14 protein-coding genes are annotated in these 12,298 nt (G+C 64.0%); 5 read left to right on the top strand and 9 right to left on the bottom strand.

Going from position 1 to position 12,298, the window contains the following annotated elements:
• Positions 1 to 59 precede the first annotated feature (59 nt).
• Together AAD018_RS09620 and AAD018_RS09615 are read right to left on the bottom strand one after the other, a co-directional pair.
• The gene (locus AAD018_RS09620) at positions 60 to 650 is read right to left on the bottom strand and encodes a YdeI/OmpD-associated family protein (protein WP_367316292.1); all 591 of its coding nucleotides are present in this window, start codon (positions 648 to 650) and stop codon (positions 60 to 62) included.
• Positions 650 to 1,444: a lytic murein transglycosylase gene (locus AAD018_RS09615; RefSeq protein WP_367316293.1), complete on the bottom strand. Its 795-nt coding sequence runs from the start codon at positions 1,442 to 1,444 to the stop codon at positions 650 to 652. Before AAD018_RS09615 ends, AAD018_RS09620 begins: the two co-directional genes overlap by 1 nt.
• A 135-nt stretch (positions 1,445 to 1,579) precedes the next feature.
• Here AAD018_RS09615 and AAD018_RS09610 point away from each other — a divergent pair, with 135 nt between their 5' ends.
• Positions 1,580 to 2,743, top strand: a complete 1,164-nt coding sequence (locus AAD018_RS09610; protein ID WP_367316294.1) for an AI-2E family transporter — start codon at positions 1,580 to 1,582, stop codon at positions 2,741 to 2,743.
• On the opposite strand, the gene metG is transcribed toward AAD018_RS09610, so the two are convergent.
• The 3 genes from metG to AAD018_RS09595 all read right to left on the bottom strand — a co-directional run bounded on the left by metG (position 2,688) and on the right by AAD018_RS09595 (position 6,018).
• A complete protein-coding gene (gene metG, locus AAD018_RS09605; RefSeq protein WP_367316296.1) occupies positions 2,688 to 4,400 on the bottom strand; it encodes a methionine--tRNA ligase in 1,713 nt (570 codons plus the stop codon). The two genes, AAD018_RS09610 and metG, sit on opposite strands and share 56 nt — an antisense overlap.
• A gap of 93 nt (positions 4,401 to 4,493) precedes the next feature.
• The gene (locus tag AAD018_RS09600; RefSeq protein WP_367316297.1) at positions 4,494 to 5,468 is read right to left on the bottom strand and encodes a serine hydrolase domain-containing protein; all 975 of its coding nucleotides are present in this window, start codon (positions 5,466 to 5,468) and stop codon (positions 4,494 to 4,496) included.
• Positions 5,458 to 6,018 (bottom strand): YceI family protein, encoded by a 561-nt coding sequence (locus AAD018_RS09595; RefSeq protein ID WP_367316298.1) that lies wholly within the window; start codon positions 6,016 to 6,018, stop codon positions 5,458 to 5,460. Before AAD018_RS09595 ends, AAD018_RS09600 begins: the two co-directional genes overlap by 11 nt.
• Positions 6,019 to 6,214: 196 nt before the next feature.
• Between AAD018_RS09595 and AAD018_RS09590 the strand changes: the two genes are divergently transcribed.
• Both AAD018_RS09590 and AAD018_RS09585 read left to right on the top strand, forming a co-directional pair.
• On the top strand, positions 6,215 to 6,655 hold the full coding sequence (locus AAD018_RS09590) for a lipocalin family protein (protein WP_367316299.1): 441 nt from the start codon (positions 6,215 to 6,217) through the stop codon (positions 6,653 to 6,655).
• Positions 6,652 to 6,927 (top strand): hypothetical protein, encoded by a 276-nt coding sequence (locus AAD018_RS09585; RefSeq protein WP_367316300.1) that lies wholly within the window; start codon positions 6,652 to 6,654, stop codon positions 6,925 to 6,927. The genes AAD018_RS09590 and AAD018_RS09585 overlap by 4 nt, the downstream gene beginning before the upstream one ends.
• On the opposite strand, the gene AAD018_RS09580 is transcribed toward AAD018_RS09585, so the two are convergent.
• Positions 6,924 to 7,787 carry a helix-turn-helix domain-containing protein gene (locus AAD018_RS09580; protein ID WP_367316301.1) on the bottom strand — a complete coding sequence of 288 codons (864 nt, stop codon included), beginning with the start codon at positions 7,785 to 7,787 and terminating at the stop codon, positions 6,924 to 6,926. The two genes, AAD018_RS09585 and AAD018_RS09580, sit on opposite strands and share 4 nt — an antisense overlap.
• Positions 7,788 to 7,894: 107 nt before the next feature.
• Between AAD018_RS09580 and AAD018_RS09575 the strand changes: the two genes are divergently transcribed.
• A complete protein-coding gene (locus AAD018_RS09575; protein ID WP_367316302.1) occupies positions 7,895 to 8,776 on the top strand; it encodes a fatty acid desaturase in 882 nt (293 codons plus the stop codon).
• Positions 8,777 to 8,816: 40 nt separating this feature from the next.
• Positions 8,817 to 9,707, top strand: coding sequence for a DMT family transporter (locus AAD018_RS09570; RefSeq protein WP_367316303.1), 891 nt, complete (start codon positions 8,817 to 8,819; stop codon positions 9,705 to 9,707).
• On the opposite strand, the gene AAD018_RS09565 is transcribed toward AAD018_RS09570, so the two are convergent.
• The 3 genes from AAD018_RS09565 to AAD018_RS09555 all read right to left on the bottom strand — a co-directional run bounded on the left by AAD018_RS09565 (position 9,691) and on the right by AAD018_RS09555 (position 12,281).
• On the bottom strand, positions 9,691 to 10,413 hold the full coding sequence (locus tag AAD018_RS09565; protein WP_367316304.1) for an NUDIX hydrolase: 723 nt from the start codon (positions 10,411 to 10,413) through the stop codon (positions 9,691 to 9,693). The two genes, AAD018_RS09570 and AAD018_RS09565, sit on opposite strands and share 17 nt — an antisense overlap.
• Positions 10,374 to 10,775: a DUF983 domain-containing protein gene (locus tag AAD018_RS09560; protein ID WP_367316305.1), complete on the bottom strand. Its 402-nt coding sequence runs from the start codon at positions 10,773 to 10,775 to the stop codon at positions 10,374 to 10,376. The genes AAD018_RS09565 and AAD018_RS09560 overlap by 40 nt, the downstream gene beginning before the upstream one ends.
• Before the next feature lie 132 nt (positions 10,776 to 10,907).
• On the bottom strand, positions 10,908 to 12,281 hold the full coding sequence (locus tag AAD018_RS09555) for a diguanylate cyclase (protein ID WP_367316306.1): 1,374 nt from the start codon (positions 12,279 to 12,281) through the stop codon (positions 10,908 to 10,910).
• Between the last annotated feature and the right edge of the window lie 17 nt (positions 12,282 to 12,298).

The following is a 12,298-nucleotide window of genomic DNA, read 5'->3' as shown; positions in this document are numbered from 1 at the left end:
GCCGATGGCGACCGCTAAATTGGCGGGGTCCTTCGATATGGCTCGCCTCTGGCACCGCGTCATCGCCATTGGTTCGGGCGCTGCCCATTCGCGCTGTCCGACGCCGTCTCCTCGATCCGCTTGGCCCGTGTCGCGGGCCGCTTGGCGTTGAGGATCCATTCCAGGACGCCGCGCTTGACCGAACGCGGAAAGGCATCCCACTGCGCCTGCGATCCCGGCCGCGCATCGAAGGCGGCCTGCAGATCCTTCGGGACGACGAGGTTTTCCACATCGTCGAGCGCCGTCCAGGTTCCGTCCACCTTGGCGGCCTCGACCTTCGCGCGCCCTGCTTCGGTCATGAGGCCCTGATCCTCGAGCTCCTGAACGAACTCCTTGTTGACGCGGCTCCAGTTCGATCCCGGCTTGCGCGGGCTGATCCACAGCATCGTGCGATCCGCATCCTTGCCGCGCGGCAGGCTGTCGACCCAGCCATGGGCCAGACATTCGCGAATGATCTCTCCGATCGCGACATAGCGGTCGGGATGCGCCTTTTTCCACGTGACCAGCCAAACGCCGCGCGGCCGCCCGTGATGGCGGCCGAGCCAGGTCCGCAATTCGGCGCGGGAGGAGACCTCGAGCTCCTCCTCGGTGTCGAGTGGACGCTTGGCCATCAGGCCTGGATGCGGGCCGCCATGATCGCGATGGCCTTCTGATAGACCGTCGCCGCATTCCATTCCTGAATCACCCGGAAATTCGGCTGGCCCTCCTGGAACCCGGCGCCGGGTTGCCAGCCCTTCTGTTGCAGGAAGTTCGCCGTAGAGGCCATTGAATCCGTGAGATTTGTCAGATCCACGCGCCCGTCGCCATTACCGTCAACGCCGTAGCGCAGGACGTTGCCCGGCAGGAACTGAGTATGCCCCAGCTCTCCGTGCATTGCGCCGGTCGACCCCGGAGAGATCGCGCCCTGATCGACGAGTTTCAGCGCTGCCATGGCGTGGCCGGTGAAGAAATCGGACCGGCGGCAATCATAGGCCAGCGTCGTGATGGCCGAGAGGACATTGGCATCGCCCATGAAACCGCCGAACCCCGTTTCCATCCCATGGATCGCGATGAGAACTCCAGCGGGCACGCCATAGCGCTGCTCGAGGCTGCGATAGAAATCGGCATTGCGCGCCAGACGGCTGCGGCCCTGATTGACGATCGTGTCGGCGCCGCGCACCTGCATAAATTTCTCGAGCGAATATTTGAAGCTCTTCTGGTTGCGGTCGGCGGCGATGGTGCGGGTCGCATATTGGGTGCCCGCAAGCGCATCCAGACCACGTTGGCCGACCCCGGCAGCGGCGGCTTCTTGCGCAAACTGGGCTTTCCAGTTCGAAAAGCCCGATCCGTCATTGCCGCAGGCAGCACCGAAGGCTGCGCTGGAAACAGCGGCAAACACTCCGGCAAGCATAAGAGAACGCATCATAAAGTCCTTTCAGATCCTCGTTGCGCTTAAATTAGCAGCCCGCGCCCCTCAGGGCCAATAGCAATCGGGAGAGCGGGCGCGGAACCGGCCCGGTCCCGCGGCGGTTTGTCTCAGAACCACCTGATCGGAAGACCCATGTCGCAGACCAAGATTGCCCGACCTGCTGCGCCCGGTTGGGCCATCATCGGGTTGTTCGTCCTTTCGGCCGGCGCTGCGATTGTCCTGGCGCGGGCGTTTTTGATGCCTGTCATCCTTGCTTTTCTGCTGTCGCTGACCTTTTCGCCGGTGCGCCGCGTTCTGGCCCGGCGCGGGGTACCGGATGCGGTGACCGCCCTGCTCGTCCTTCTTGCGCTGGTTACGGCGCTTGGGGCTGCTGTTATGGGGCTGTCGACCCCCGTGCAGACCTATGCCAGCGACGCCTCCACCATCGCCGCGGACGTGGAGCGCAAGCTGCGCGGTCTGTCCTCCGCGGTCGAGAAGGTGGCCGAGGCCAGCGAGGAGGTCGAGAAGATCGCCGCCGGATCGACCGAGGAAGATGCGTCCTCTGAAGCGGAGCGCGTCGTCGTCGACGAGCCCAGCCTGCTGTCGCAAGCGGTGACCAGCGCCCCTGCCCTGCTGGCGCAGCTGGTTCTGACACTTGCCCTGATGTTCTTTCTGATCGCCTCGGGGGATATGTTCTACGAGAAGATCGTGCAGGCGCATCCCCGCTTCGCGGACAAGAAGCGCTCGATCACGATCGCCTTCGATATCGAGCGGAAGATCAGCCGGTATTTCCTCACGATCACCGTCATCAATGCCGGTCTGGGCGTCGCGATAGGCGTGGCGCTGTTCCTGCTCGACATGCCCAATCCGGTCCTCTTCGGCGCGATGGCCTTCGTGCTGAATTTCGTGCCGTTTCTGGGGGCGATCATCGGGGTCATCATTACCGCCGCTATCGGCCTTGTCACCTACGATCAGGCTGGAAGCGCGGTGCTCGCGGCGCTGGTCTATCTTGGCCTGACGAGCCTCGAGGGCCAGTTCATCACACCCTATGCGGTGGGCCGCAGCCTCAAGCTCAACCCCGTCGTGGTCTTTCTGGCCGTCGCCTTCTGGGGCTGGGCCTGGTCGGTGATCGGCATGGTGATCGCGGTGCCCGTCCTGATCGCGCTACGGGTCTTCAGCGAACATGTGCCCGGCATGCACGGGCTGGGCCTGTTCCTGGCCGGACGGGGGAGCGATCTTGTTCAGACCGACCCGCCTGAGCCTACATCCGCTGACCCGCAAAGCGATCCTGCCACGCCTCCCGCTCCTCATCCGTGATCTTGCGGAAGGTCACGTCAGGCACAGTAAAGGCGTGGCCTGCAGGCAGGGCCGTTAGCGCCGAAGGCATGTCTTTGGGCCAGCTCGCATCCTCGGTGTGCATTGCGGCCATCAGGGTCTCGGACGCGTCCGGGATGAACGGCGCGGACAGGACGGCATAGATCCGGATCAGGTTGAGCGCGAGCCGGATCTGCGCCGCCGCCCGTTGGGGGTCCTCCTTGAAGACCGACCAGGGCGCCGCCGCTTGCAGGTATTCGTTGCCCGCCACCCAGATTGCGCGCAGCTCTCCGGCGGCTTTGCGGATCTCGATGGCCTCCATATGCCGCTCATAGGCGGCGAGCCGGTCCGTCAGCTCTGCGATCAGCGCCTCTTCCTGCGCGCCCCAATCGCCGCCCTCCGGCACCGCCTCGCCGAATTTCGAGCGGCAGAACTTGGTCACGCGGCTCACAAAATTGCCTAGCACGTCCGCCAGATCCTTGTTCACCGAGGTCTGGAAGTTTTCCCACGTAAATTCGCTGTCTGAACTTTCGGGCACATGGCTCAGCAGCCACCAGCGCCAGTAATCGGCCGGCAGGATCTCGAGCGCCTGGTCCATGAAGACGCCGCGCCCCTGAGAGGTGCTGAACTGGCCGCCATCGTAGTTGAGGTAGTTGAACGATTTGAGGTAATCGACGCGCTTCCACGGCTCGCCCGATCCGATCAGCGTTGCGGGAAAGCTCAGCGTATGGAAGGGGACGTTGTCCTTGCCCATGAACTGCGTGTAGCGCACGTCGCCGGCGCCCTTGTCCGTGCGCCACCAGCGTTCCCAGTCGGTGCCTTTTCCGGCCTCGACCCATTCGGCGCCGCAGGCAATGTATTCGATGGGCGCATCGAACCAGACATAGAAGACCTTGCCTTCCATCCCGGGCCAATCCGCGTCACCCTTCCTGACCGGGATACCCCAATCGAGATCGCGCGTGATCCCTCGATCCTGAAGCCCGTCGCCGTCATGCAGCCATTTCTTGGCAATCGATGTCGTCAGAACCGGCCATCCCGACTGGCTGTCGATCCAGGCATCCAGATCGTCCTTCAGCTTGGATTGCAGCAGGTAGAGATGCTTGGTCTCGCGCACTTCCAGATCGGTCGAGCCCGAGATGGCCGAGCGTGGATCGATCAGATCGGTCGGATCAAGCTGCTTGGTGCAGTTCTCGCATTGATCCCCGCGCGCCTTGTTGTACCCGCAATTCGGGCAGGTTCCTTCGATATAGCGATCCGGCAGGAAACGGCCGTCGGCATTTGAATAGACCTGCCGTTCGGAGCGCTCCTCGATCAGGCCATTCTCGGCCAGCTTGCCCGCAAAATGCTGGGTCAGCTTGTGGTTCTGCGGGCTGGAGGACCGCCCATAATGATCGAAGGACAGGCGAAACCCCTCGGCGAGCTCCGACTGAACGGCATGCATCTGCTTGCAATAGTCTGCCACGGGAAGCCCCGCCTTGGCCGCCGCCAGCTCTGCCGGGGTCCCATGTTCGTCCGTGGCACACAAAAACAGCACCTCCCGGCCCCGCGCCCGCTGGTACCGCGCGAACAGATCTGCCGGGAGCTGAGATCCGATGAGGTTCCCCAGATGCTTGATCCCGTTGATATAAGGAATGGCAGACGTGATCAGATGGCGGGTCATGGTCGGGCTTTCACTAGCATGCGTCCGGCCCATCTAGTTCAAGACGGAAGCGCTTTCCAGATCGGATGCGGAGCGCCGCCGTTTCCGCATCGATCAGTTCTCGGGCTGTCCTGCGGCGTATGTCAGCGTTTCTTCCAGAGCGAGAAAAACATCGGGGGCCACACATCCCTTAATCGCGACGGCGGCGGCCACCCCGTCCTCGCGGCGCAGTATCAAAGCCATGTCCCCGATCCCGAACAGACCGCCGCAAAGCGCGCCGCGCATCACCAAGAACGGGCCATCCTCTGTCTCCCAAGTCAGCGATCCACCCGCGAAGAAAGCGCCTTCACCAGCTTTCGCGCGCGGTGCGTCGTCGGTCAGCTCTGGCAGGGCGAGCGTGAAGCGGACAAGGTCCTCCGGCGCCATCTCCCATCCGCCCGCCGATCCCATCGCCCGCCATTGATCGGACAGTCTCGCGCTCTCAAGCCCGAGCGGAGCGGTCACGCGGGACTGGCAGGCAGCTTCGGTCGTCTCGCCTGTCAGAGCCGCGATCACAACGCCGAGGATCGCGTAATTGCCGTTATTGTAGACGTAGCCCGCATCGGCCTGACGCTCTGTCGCCAGGGAATTGGCAGCCTGCTCCAGATCCTCGGTCTTTTCCGCATTTTTTCGGCGAAAGTAGCCCCCTTGCGTGACATCCGTGACCAGACCGGACGACATGGAGGACAGGGCCCCAAGCGTCACGCCCTCCCATTCTGCTGAAACTGTCAGCCCGGCCGCGGTCAAAGGCGCGCGCAGATCGCTCAACGTCGTGGCCCAGCTCCAGGGCATCTCGTCCAGAACCATGTCGAGGCAGATGGCGGTGATCGGTTTTGTGACGCTGGCCAGGATGACCGGGGCATCGGGATCCATGTTCAAGGCGCGGGTGATGGGCGGCCCGCCCTCTCTCATCACCGAGAAAGCCGTCGCGCGAATGCCGTTCTCTTCTGCCCAGGAGCGCCATCCCTCCTCCATCGCGTCCAGCACGGGATCGGCGGTCAGAGGCGCAGCCAGCAGCGTCGCATAAAGGGCGGCCGCTTTACTCCACACGGTTGATCTGGGCCAGGATCCGCAGATCGATCCGGGGACCAACGAAACCGGGATATCCCGTCGCTCCGAAGGCGCGGCGGTCGATGGCTCCGGTCAGACGGATCGCCAGCCTGTCCCGCTCTGTCGCCGCCGTGCCGGCCTGCCGAAGCAGCTGTCCGCGCAGCTCGACCTCCTGCGTCACGCCGCGCACCGTAAGCAGCCCGCGCAGGGTCGCGCCGTTCAGATCGCCCGAAATCGCCGTGGAGCGGAACCGGATCGTCGGATGGGCTGCCACATCCAGAACGCTGGCGGATCGCAGCGCCTGACCGGCGAAGGCAAAGCCTCCATCGGCGCGCGCCGGATCGAGCGTTACCGACACCTCGGACCGCTCGATCCGCTCAAGATCGATCAAAAGCGTGGCCTCGAGGACCGGCATCGTCCCCTGCACCGGATCTCCGGAAAAGATATATGTGAACCCGACCTCGCTGCGAGCGGGATCAAGGGCATACCGTTCCGGATCGGCCTGCACGGCTGTCGTCAGGAAAAGGAGAAGGGTAATCAGATATCTCATCCATCCAGCATGCCCTGTTCCTGCGTGTCTTGCATGCACATTCCGGTGACCGGCTGCAACGCACCGCTTGCCATCGCGGATCCGATGGCCGATCTGCGGATAACGCCACCCGAATGGAGCCTTCCCCATCCGCGCCCTTCTCCTTCTCTCGCTGCTGGCCTGTGCTGCATGCAGCCGCGCCCCCGATCCCGGCCTCTTGCCGGAGGGCGGACCCTATCGGGACGTCTCGGCCCCGATTGCCTCGCGCGCCGATCTGGACTGGTCCCGCATGGGCGGCAGCTGGACCATCGTTCAGGGTGCGGCCTTCGGCCCACTCGGGCAGCCCGGCGCCGCGCTGTCGCTCGAGATCGGCGAGGCGGGCGGCGAAATCCGGATCGCGAGCCCCACCCGGACCACGCAGATCCCGGTCGAGATTGCAGGGCCGGGCCGCCTTCGCGCGCTCGACCGGCCGCGCGAGCTTTGGGTGCTTTGGGGGGATGCGGATTACAGGACCGTTGCAATCGGAACACCGGATGGCGCCTTCGGCTGGATCATGGATCGCAACGGCGCCTCGAGCCGTGATAGGCTCGAGGCCGCGCGCACGATCATGGACTGGTACGGCTATGATCTCGATGCGCTGAAGGAGAACGGACGATGAAGCGATTTGCCGCCTTCGGGCTTGTTTCGGCCTGCCTGGCCTCTTGCGGAACCGCGCCTTTGGGCACAGCGGGCGGAAGCGGCGGCGGCGGTCAACGCGAATTTCTGGTGCTCGGCGGCAGCATGACGTTTCAGGAATGCCAGGCCCGGGGCGGCCTGATCATTCGCGACGCGAACACCTCAATGGTGGCCTGCGATCCGCGCGTCATCCGAACCCCCTCGCCCAGCGATGCCGAGGAATTCGGACTGAACCCGGTCGCCGCGCAAGGCTAATCCGGGATCCCGGCCCAGAGCGTTTTCAGATGCGACGGCAGATCGCGCGACGGGATTTCCGCCGCGCGGATCAGCCCGTCGAAATGGCGCGTGATCGCGTCCACACGCTCCACGTCGCGGAAAACAAGGTAGTTTCGCCCCAGATAAAGCACCGCGAGAAGCGGGCCGAATAACGTGACGGGCGCAGAGAACAGCTTGCGCGCGTCAAAAAGATAGATCCTGAGCGTCGGATAAAGCTGATCGTGCAGGTCGATCAGACGCTCGATCTGTCCGCGCCGGACTTCCAGGCTGAGGCCCGCGTAATACCCCTCGGCCCGGGCAAAGCTGGCCAGATCATGCAGCGGCAAGGCGATCTCGTAATCGGACCGGGCCTGCCGCATCCAGGTCAGGCGATCCTCCGAAGCGCCGATCGCCTGATCGGTGGTCTTGCCTAGAAACGGCTCGTATTCCCATTGCAGCATGCTCCGCGTCTTGAGCATATCTGGAAGCCCCGCGGGCACGTGCCGGATCTTGTAGCCCGCCGCCTCCCGGTGCCAGTCGAAGATCCGCTCGTCGATAAGCGCGCGAGGCGCTTCGGTCATCGTCAGGGCAGAGGCCAGGAGATCCGCCGCCTGCTCCGGCCGGTCGCTTAGGCCCAGCAGCCAATCGGCCGACACGCCAAGCGCCGTGGCGCATTCGGCAGCGATCTGGACATTGGGAAGCCTGACGCCGTCTCGCGACAGCAATTGCGACACGGTGGACCTGTCCACGCCGATCTGGCGGGCCAAAGCGCTTTGCGACAGTTCGGCCAGACCCATCGCTTCCTTGAGACGGTCGCGAAAGACAATCGCGCGGTCTCGCTTGTCGGATTTGTTAAACATTGGTGATCCATAGCACCAACTGATCCGGATTGCAGCCGAAATGCGGGATCGTGCAACGGGACCGCACAAGTTAGGATCCCCACATAACCCTATGACAGGAGACCAAAATGCCGCGATCCGCGGAGCCATTCGCGTGGCCGACGCTTGCCCTTGTCCTGATGACGCATCTCATCTGGGCCGCCAGCCTCTTCCTGCCCACTCCCCTCGCCATCGCTTGTCTCGCCGCTGGGATCGCGCTTTACGCGTCGCTTCAGCATGAAGTGATCCACGGCCATCCTTTCCGCCGTCAGGCGCTCAACACAGCCTTGGTCTGGCCTGCCTATATGCTGGTTGTCCCCTATGCGCGGTTCCGCGATACGCATCTCGCGCACCATCAAGACTCTGTCCTGACCGACCCCTACGACGATCCCGAAAGCAATTATCTCGCGCCTGCCGTCTGGGCTCGCCTGCCCGGGATCGCCCGCATCATTCTGAGGCTGAACAACACCCTGCTGGGCCGCATCCTGATCGGTCCGGTCGTTGGAACGACCGTCTTTCTGTGGTGGGAGGTCAAGCGCCTGAGCCGTAACGAGCCCGGCATCGCCAAGGGCTGGCTGGCCCATCTGCCGCCGCTTTGCTTGACCCTTCTCATCGTCGCGCTGTCGCCGCTTCCGTTCTGGGCTTATGCGGCGAGCGTCTATGCGGCCCTGTCGATCCTGCGGATCCGAACCTTTCTCGAACACCGCGCGCACGAGCATACCGCCTCCCGCACCGTCATTATCGAGGATCGGGGTATTCTCGCGTTTCTCTTTCTGAACAATAACTTCCACGTCGTTCATCACATGCATCCCGACGTGCCGTGGTTCCACCTGCCCGCGCTCTACCGTGCCGCGCCGGGCCGCTATCTGGATCGCAACCAAGGCTATCGCTACCGCTCCTATGCGGATGTCTTTCGCCGCTACATGCTGCGCGCGAAGGATCCGGTCGCCCACCCCCTGTCAGACAGGTAACGCTCTGGCCTAATCGACGAGGCGGTTCCATAAGCAGCCCATGCCGATCTGGATCCCCGTCACGCTTGCCGCTGCTTTCGCGCAGAATCTGCGATTCATGCTGCAGCGTCATCTGGCCGCAACGCAGCTGACGCCAGCAGGCGCGACCTTCGCGCGGTTCGTCTTTTCCGCCCCGCTCGCGATCCTGATCATACTGACCTATGCGGCCGCCTCCGATCAGCCGCTTCCCCGCCCCGGCGCGGAGTTCTTCGCTTTCGGCGTCACCGGAGCGCTGGCCCAGATCGGTGCGACGATTGCTGTCGTGGCCCTGTTCTCGGCGCGGCAATTCGCGGTCGGGATCGCCTTCAAGAAGACCGAGACGGTTCAGGCCGCGATCCTCGGCCTGTTGGTGCTGGGCGACACGGTCACTCCGGCTGCGTTTGTCGCGATCCTGATTGGTCTGGGCGGCGTTCTGGCGCTCTCCAAGCCGCCCGAGGGTCAGATCAGTTTTGCCAACAGGGCAACCGCGCTCGGTCTTCTTTGCGGCCTTCTTTTCGCGGTTTCGGGCGTGGGATATCGCGGCGCGTCCCTGTCGCTGTCCGAGGGCGATACCGTGCTTCGGGCGCTGGTCACGCTCTCGGCTGTGACGACCTTTCAGACCTGCATCATGGCCGCGGGCCTTGCGATCGGGCAGCGCGGAGAAATCACGCGAACCCTGCGCGCCTGGCGCGTCACGGCCCTGGTCGGCCTGACCAGCCTTATCGGATCGGCGCTCTGGTTCATTGCCTTCGCGCTCCAGACCGTCGCCTATGTCAAGGCTCTGGGCCAGGTGGAGCTGGTCTTCTCTCTTTTGGCCAGCACCCTGATCTACAAGGAAAAGATCTCCACCCGCGAAGGGGCGGGCATGGCGCTGATCACCGCGAGCGTACTTCTTCTTATCTGGTCGGTGTAACCTCGAGAGGCGAGCGCCCGTGCAGCCGGCTGACCAGATGCCGCTCGTCGTCGTTGCGAAAGAACGGAACACTCCCGGGCGGCTCGGGCCGCTGAAGGAGCGGCGCGATCTCGGCCAGCACAACCTCGGTGATGAAGGGCAGATCCAGATCGCGGATCGCATCGAACTCCACCCATCCCAGATGGCTCAACTCGTCTTCCGCCGCGGAAAAATCATCGGGATCGCCAAGGATATGATCGGCATCGGCGAGGAAGAACCGCGCATCGAACCGCCGCGTTCGTCCGGGCGGCGTGACCGCGCGAAAGACGAACCGCAACGCAGAGGCATCCGGCGCGATCCCGCCTTCGGCGAAGGCGCGCCATCCCTCCGGGATTTCGCCCTCCCACGGGCGGGATTGGCCCAGCTTCAGCCCGGTCTCTTCCCACAGCTCGCGAATGGCCGCCACTGCCAGCGCGTGATCCAGACCGTCGGCGCTCTCCGCTCGCAACCGGTCCGCGCAAGGGGACGGCACCGGAGCCGCAAGCGGGATCTCGGGGTCGGATCTGTCGACCGCGCCGCCCGGAAAGACGAATTTCGACGGCATGAAGGCCGCCGTTGCGCCGCGTTGGCCCATGAGAATATGCGTGCCGCCGCGAACGAGGATCACCGTCGCGGCATCGCGGATCGTCACGGCGCGGCCCCGAACCCGTGCATCCGGCGGGCCCATTGGATGCCCACAACAAGCCCTTTGAGGCGCGGCAGAAGGTAAAGCGACAGCCCCACGCAACCGACGGCAAAGATCGTGGCCATCACAAGCGGGTCGGGCCGGTACTGTACGAAGGCGATATGCAAGAGCGGCGCCATCAGATGCCCCACGACCAGGATCGTCAGATAGGCCGGGCCGTCATCCGCGCGGTGATGATGAAGCGCCTGTCCGCAGACCGGGCAATGATCGCGGACCTTCAGATAGCTTTCCAGCAGACTGCCTTCCCCGCAATTGGGGCAGCGCCGCCGAAAGCCGCGCCACATGGCCGGTTTCATCGGGCGATCTTCGGATGCTGCCTGTGGGGTGTTCGCTTGCTCAGTCATGCCCTCTCCTGTCGGCGCACTACATGCGCCGAAACGAGAGCCATGAAAAGAGGACCGAGTGCCTCACGCAAGGCGTTGCCGAAATGGCCCGCGACTTGTCGCTATTCGGTCAGCGGCAAGGGTTTGGCCGGGTCAGGCGGCGACTTCGCTCATGGTGACCATGTTCCGCCCGCGCTCCTTGGACTGGTAAAGTGCGGCATCCGCCCGCTCCACGATCGCCTCCACCGATACGCCCGGACAGACGGCCATGCCCTGAAGCGCCACGCCGATGCTGGTGGTAACGGTCACGCCCGCCTCCCCGTCGATCTGGATCGGCGTGTCCTCGATCAAGGCGCGCAGACGCTCGGCGGTTTGCCGGGCCTGCGCCTCGGTCGTCCCGGGCATCGCGATCATGAATTCCTCGCCCCCGATCCGGGCCAGCAGATCGACACCGCGCGTATTCTCCTCGAGGCGTCGCGCGATTTCGACCAGGACCTTGTCGCCCACGCCGTGCCCATGCTCGTCGTTGACCATCTTGAAATGGTCAATATCGAGAAGCATCACCGCATAATCGCGCCCTGTCGCGCGGGCGCGCTCGTCCAGGCCCGCCAGATGCGGCAGCGCATAGCGGCGATTATGCAGGCCGGTCAGTGGATCCGTGACCGCGGCGCGAAGCCCGTTGCGAAGACCCGCGCGGAACTGGTCCTGCCGCGCCTTGCGCTTGGCCTGCGCCTCGATCCGCAGAACAAGCTCTGCCGACGAAAAGCCGTCCATCAGGATATCGCTGGCCCCCAGATCAAGCGCCATGGCGGCAAAATCCGCGCTATCCCCTTGGATCACAAGGAGAATCGCGGCGAGCCGCGTTTCGGGCCGCGAGTGCAGGTCCGCGATCAGGGCGAGGATCTTTTTCTCGTCATCCTGCGTCGCATCGATCAGGAAGAGATCCACATCCGGAACCATGAACACCTTGTCCGGCTGCACGCTTACCGCTTCGACTGCGCTGCAGTCCCGCCGGATCGCATCTTCCCACATCTGCGCGATGGCCGGAACGTCGGCCGCCAGCGCGACCTTGGCCTGCCGCTGAAAGCTGGCGGCCGGTTCCGCAAAGCCCAACGCCCGCTTGGTGTCGTCGCGCAGACGCAGCTCTGACGAGGTATCCCGCGCCCGGAGCAGCGACCGGATCCGCGCCAGAAGAAGAATGTCGTCGGCCGGTTTCGTCAGGACCTCATCGGCCCCGCACCTCAAGGCGGCCAGCTTGCGATCCGGTTGATCCTCATCCGTCAGTCCGATGACCGGAATGTCCGAGATCTCCGGCATCTGCTTGATATCGGTCAGAAACTCGATTCCAGCCTGCCCTTGCGTCGCCAGATCGATCACGATCAGATCGGGCCGGGAGGACCGCACCGACCGGCGCGCCTCATTGCAATTCAGGCACGATATGATGTCGTATTGCGAGGCGGTCAGCTTAACTTTGAGGACGATCCTGTTGGTCGCCACATCATCGATGATCAGGATCTTCCCTGACATATTGGCTTTCCTTCGAT

Origin of the sequence: Aestuariibius insulae, assembly GCF_040783535.2 — a bacterium.
GTDB lineage: Bacteria > Pseudomonadota > Alphaproteobacteria > Rhodobacterales > Rhodobacteraceae > Aestuariibius > Aestuariibius insulae.
Note: the sequence above shows the minus strand (reverse complement) of the source record. Positions and strands in the feature narration are given on the sequence as shown.

Excerpts from the sequence above, each read along its gene's own strand:
- AAD018_RS09575 (WP_367316302.1), top strand. The coding sequence starts at position 7,895 with ATGCCGCGATCCGCGGAGCCATTCGCGTGGCCGACGCTTGCCCTTGTC.
- AAD018_RS09620 (WP_367316292.1), bottom strand. The coding sequence starts at position 650 with ATGGCCAAGCGTCCACTCGACACCGAGGAGGAGCTCGAGGTCTCCTCC.
- AAD018_RS09560 (WP_367316305.1), bottom strand. The coding sequence starts at position 10,775 with ATGACTGAGCAAGCGAACACCCCACAGGCAGCATCCGAAGATCGCCCG.
- metG (WP_367316296.1), bottom strand. The coding sequence starts at position 4,400 with ATGACCCGCCATCTGATCACGTCTGCCATTCCTTATATCAACGGGATC.
- AAD018_RS09570 (WP_367316303.1), top strand. The coding sequence starts at position 8,817 with ATGCCGATCTGGATCCCCGTCACGCTTGCCGCTGCTTTCGCGCAGAAT.
- AAD018_RS09580 (WP_367316301.1), bottom strand. The coding sequence starts at position 7,787 with ATGTTTAACAAATCCGACAAGCGAGACCGCGCGATTGTCTTTCGCGAC.
- AAD018_RS09615 (WP_367316293.1), bottom strand. The coding sequence starts at position 1,444 with ATGATGCGTTCTCTTATGCTTGCCGGAGTGTTTGCCGCTGTTTCCAGC.
- AAD018_RS09595 (WP_367316298.1), bottom strand. The coding sequence starts at position 6,018 with ATGAGATATCTGATTACCCTTCTCCTTTTCCTGACGACAGCCGTGCAG.
- AAD018_RS09555 (WP_367316306.1), bottom strand. The coding sequence starts at position 12,281 with ATGTCAGGGAAGATCCTGATCATCGATGATGTGGCGACCAACAGGATC.
- AAD018_RS09610 (WP_367316294.1), top strand. The coding sequence starts at position 1,580 with ATGTCGCAGACCAAGATTGCCCGACCTGCTGCGCCCGGTTGGGCCATC.
- AAD018_RS09585 (WP_367316300.1), top strand. The coding sequence starts at position 6,652 with ATGAAGCGATTTGCCGCCTTCGGGCTTGTTTCGGCCTGCCTGGCCTCT.
- AAD018_RS09565 (WP_367316304.1), bottom strand. The coding sequence starts at position 10,413 with ATGGGCCCGCCGGATGCACGGGTTCGGGGCCGCGCCGTGACGATCCGC.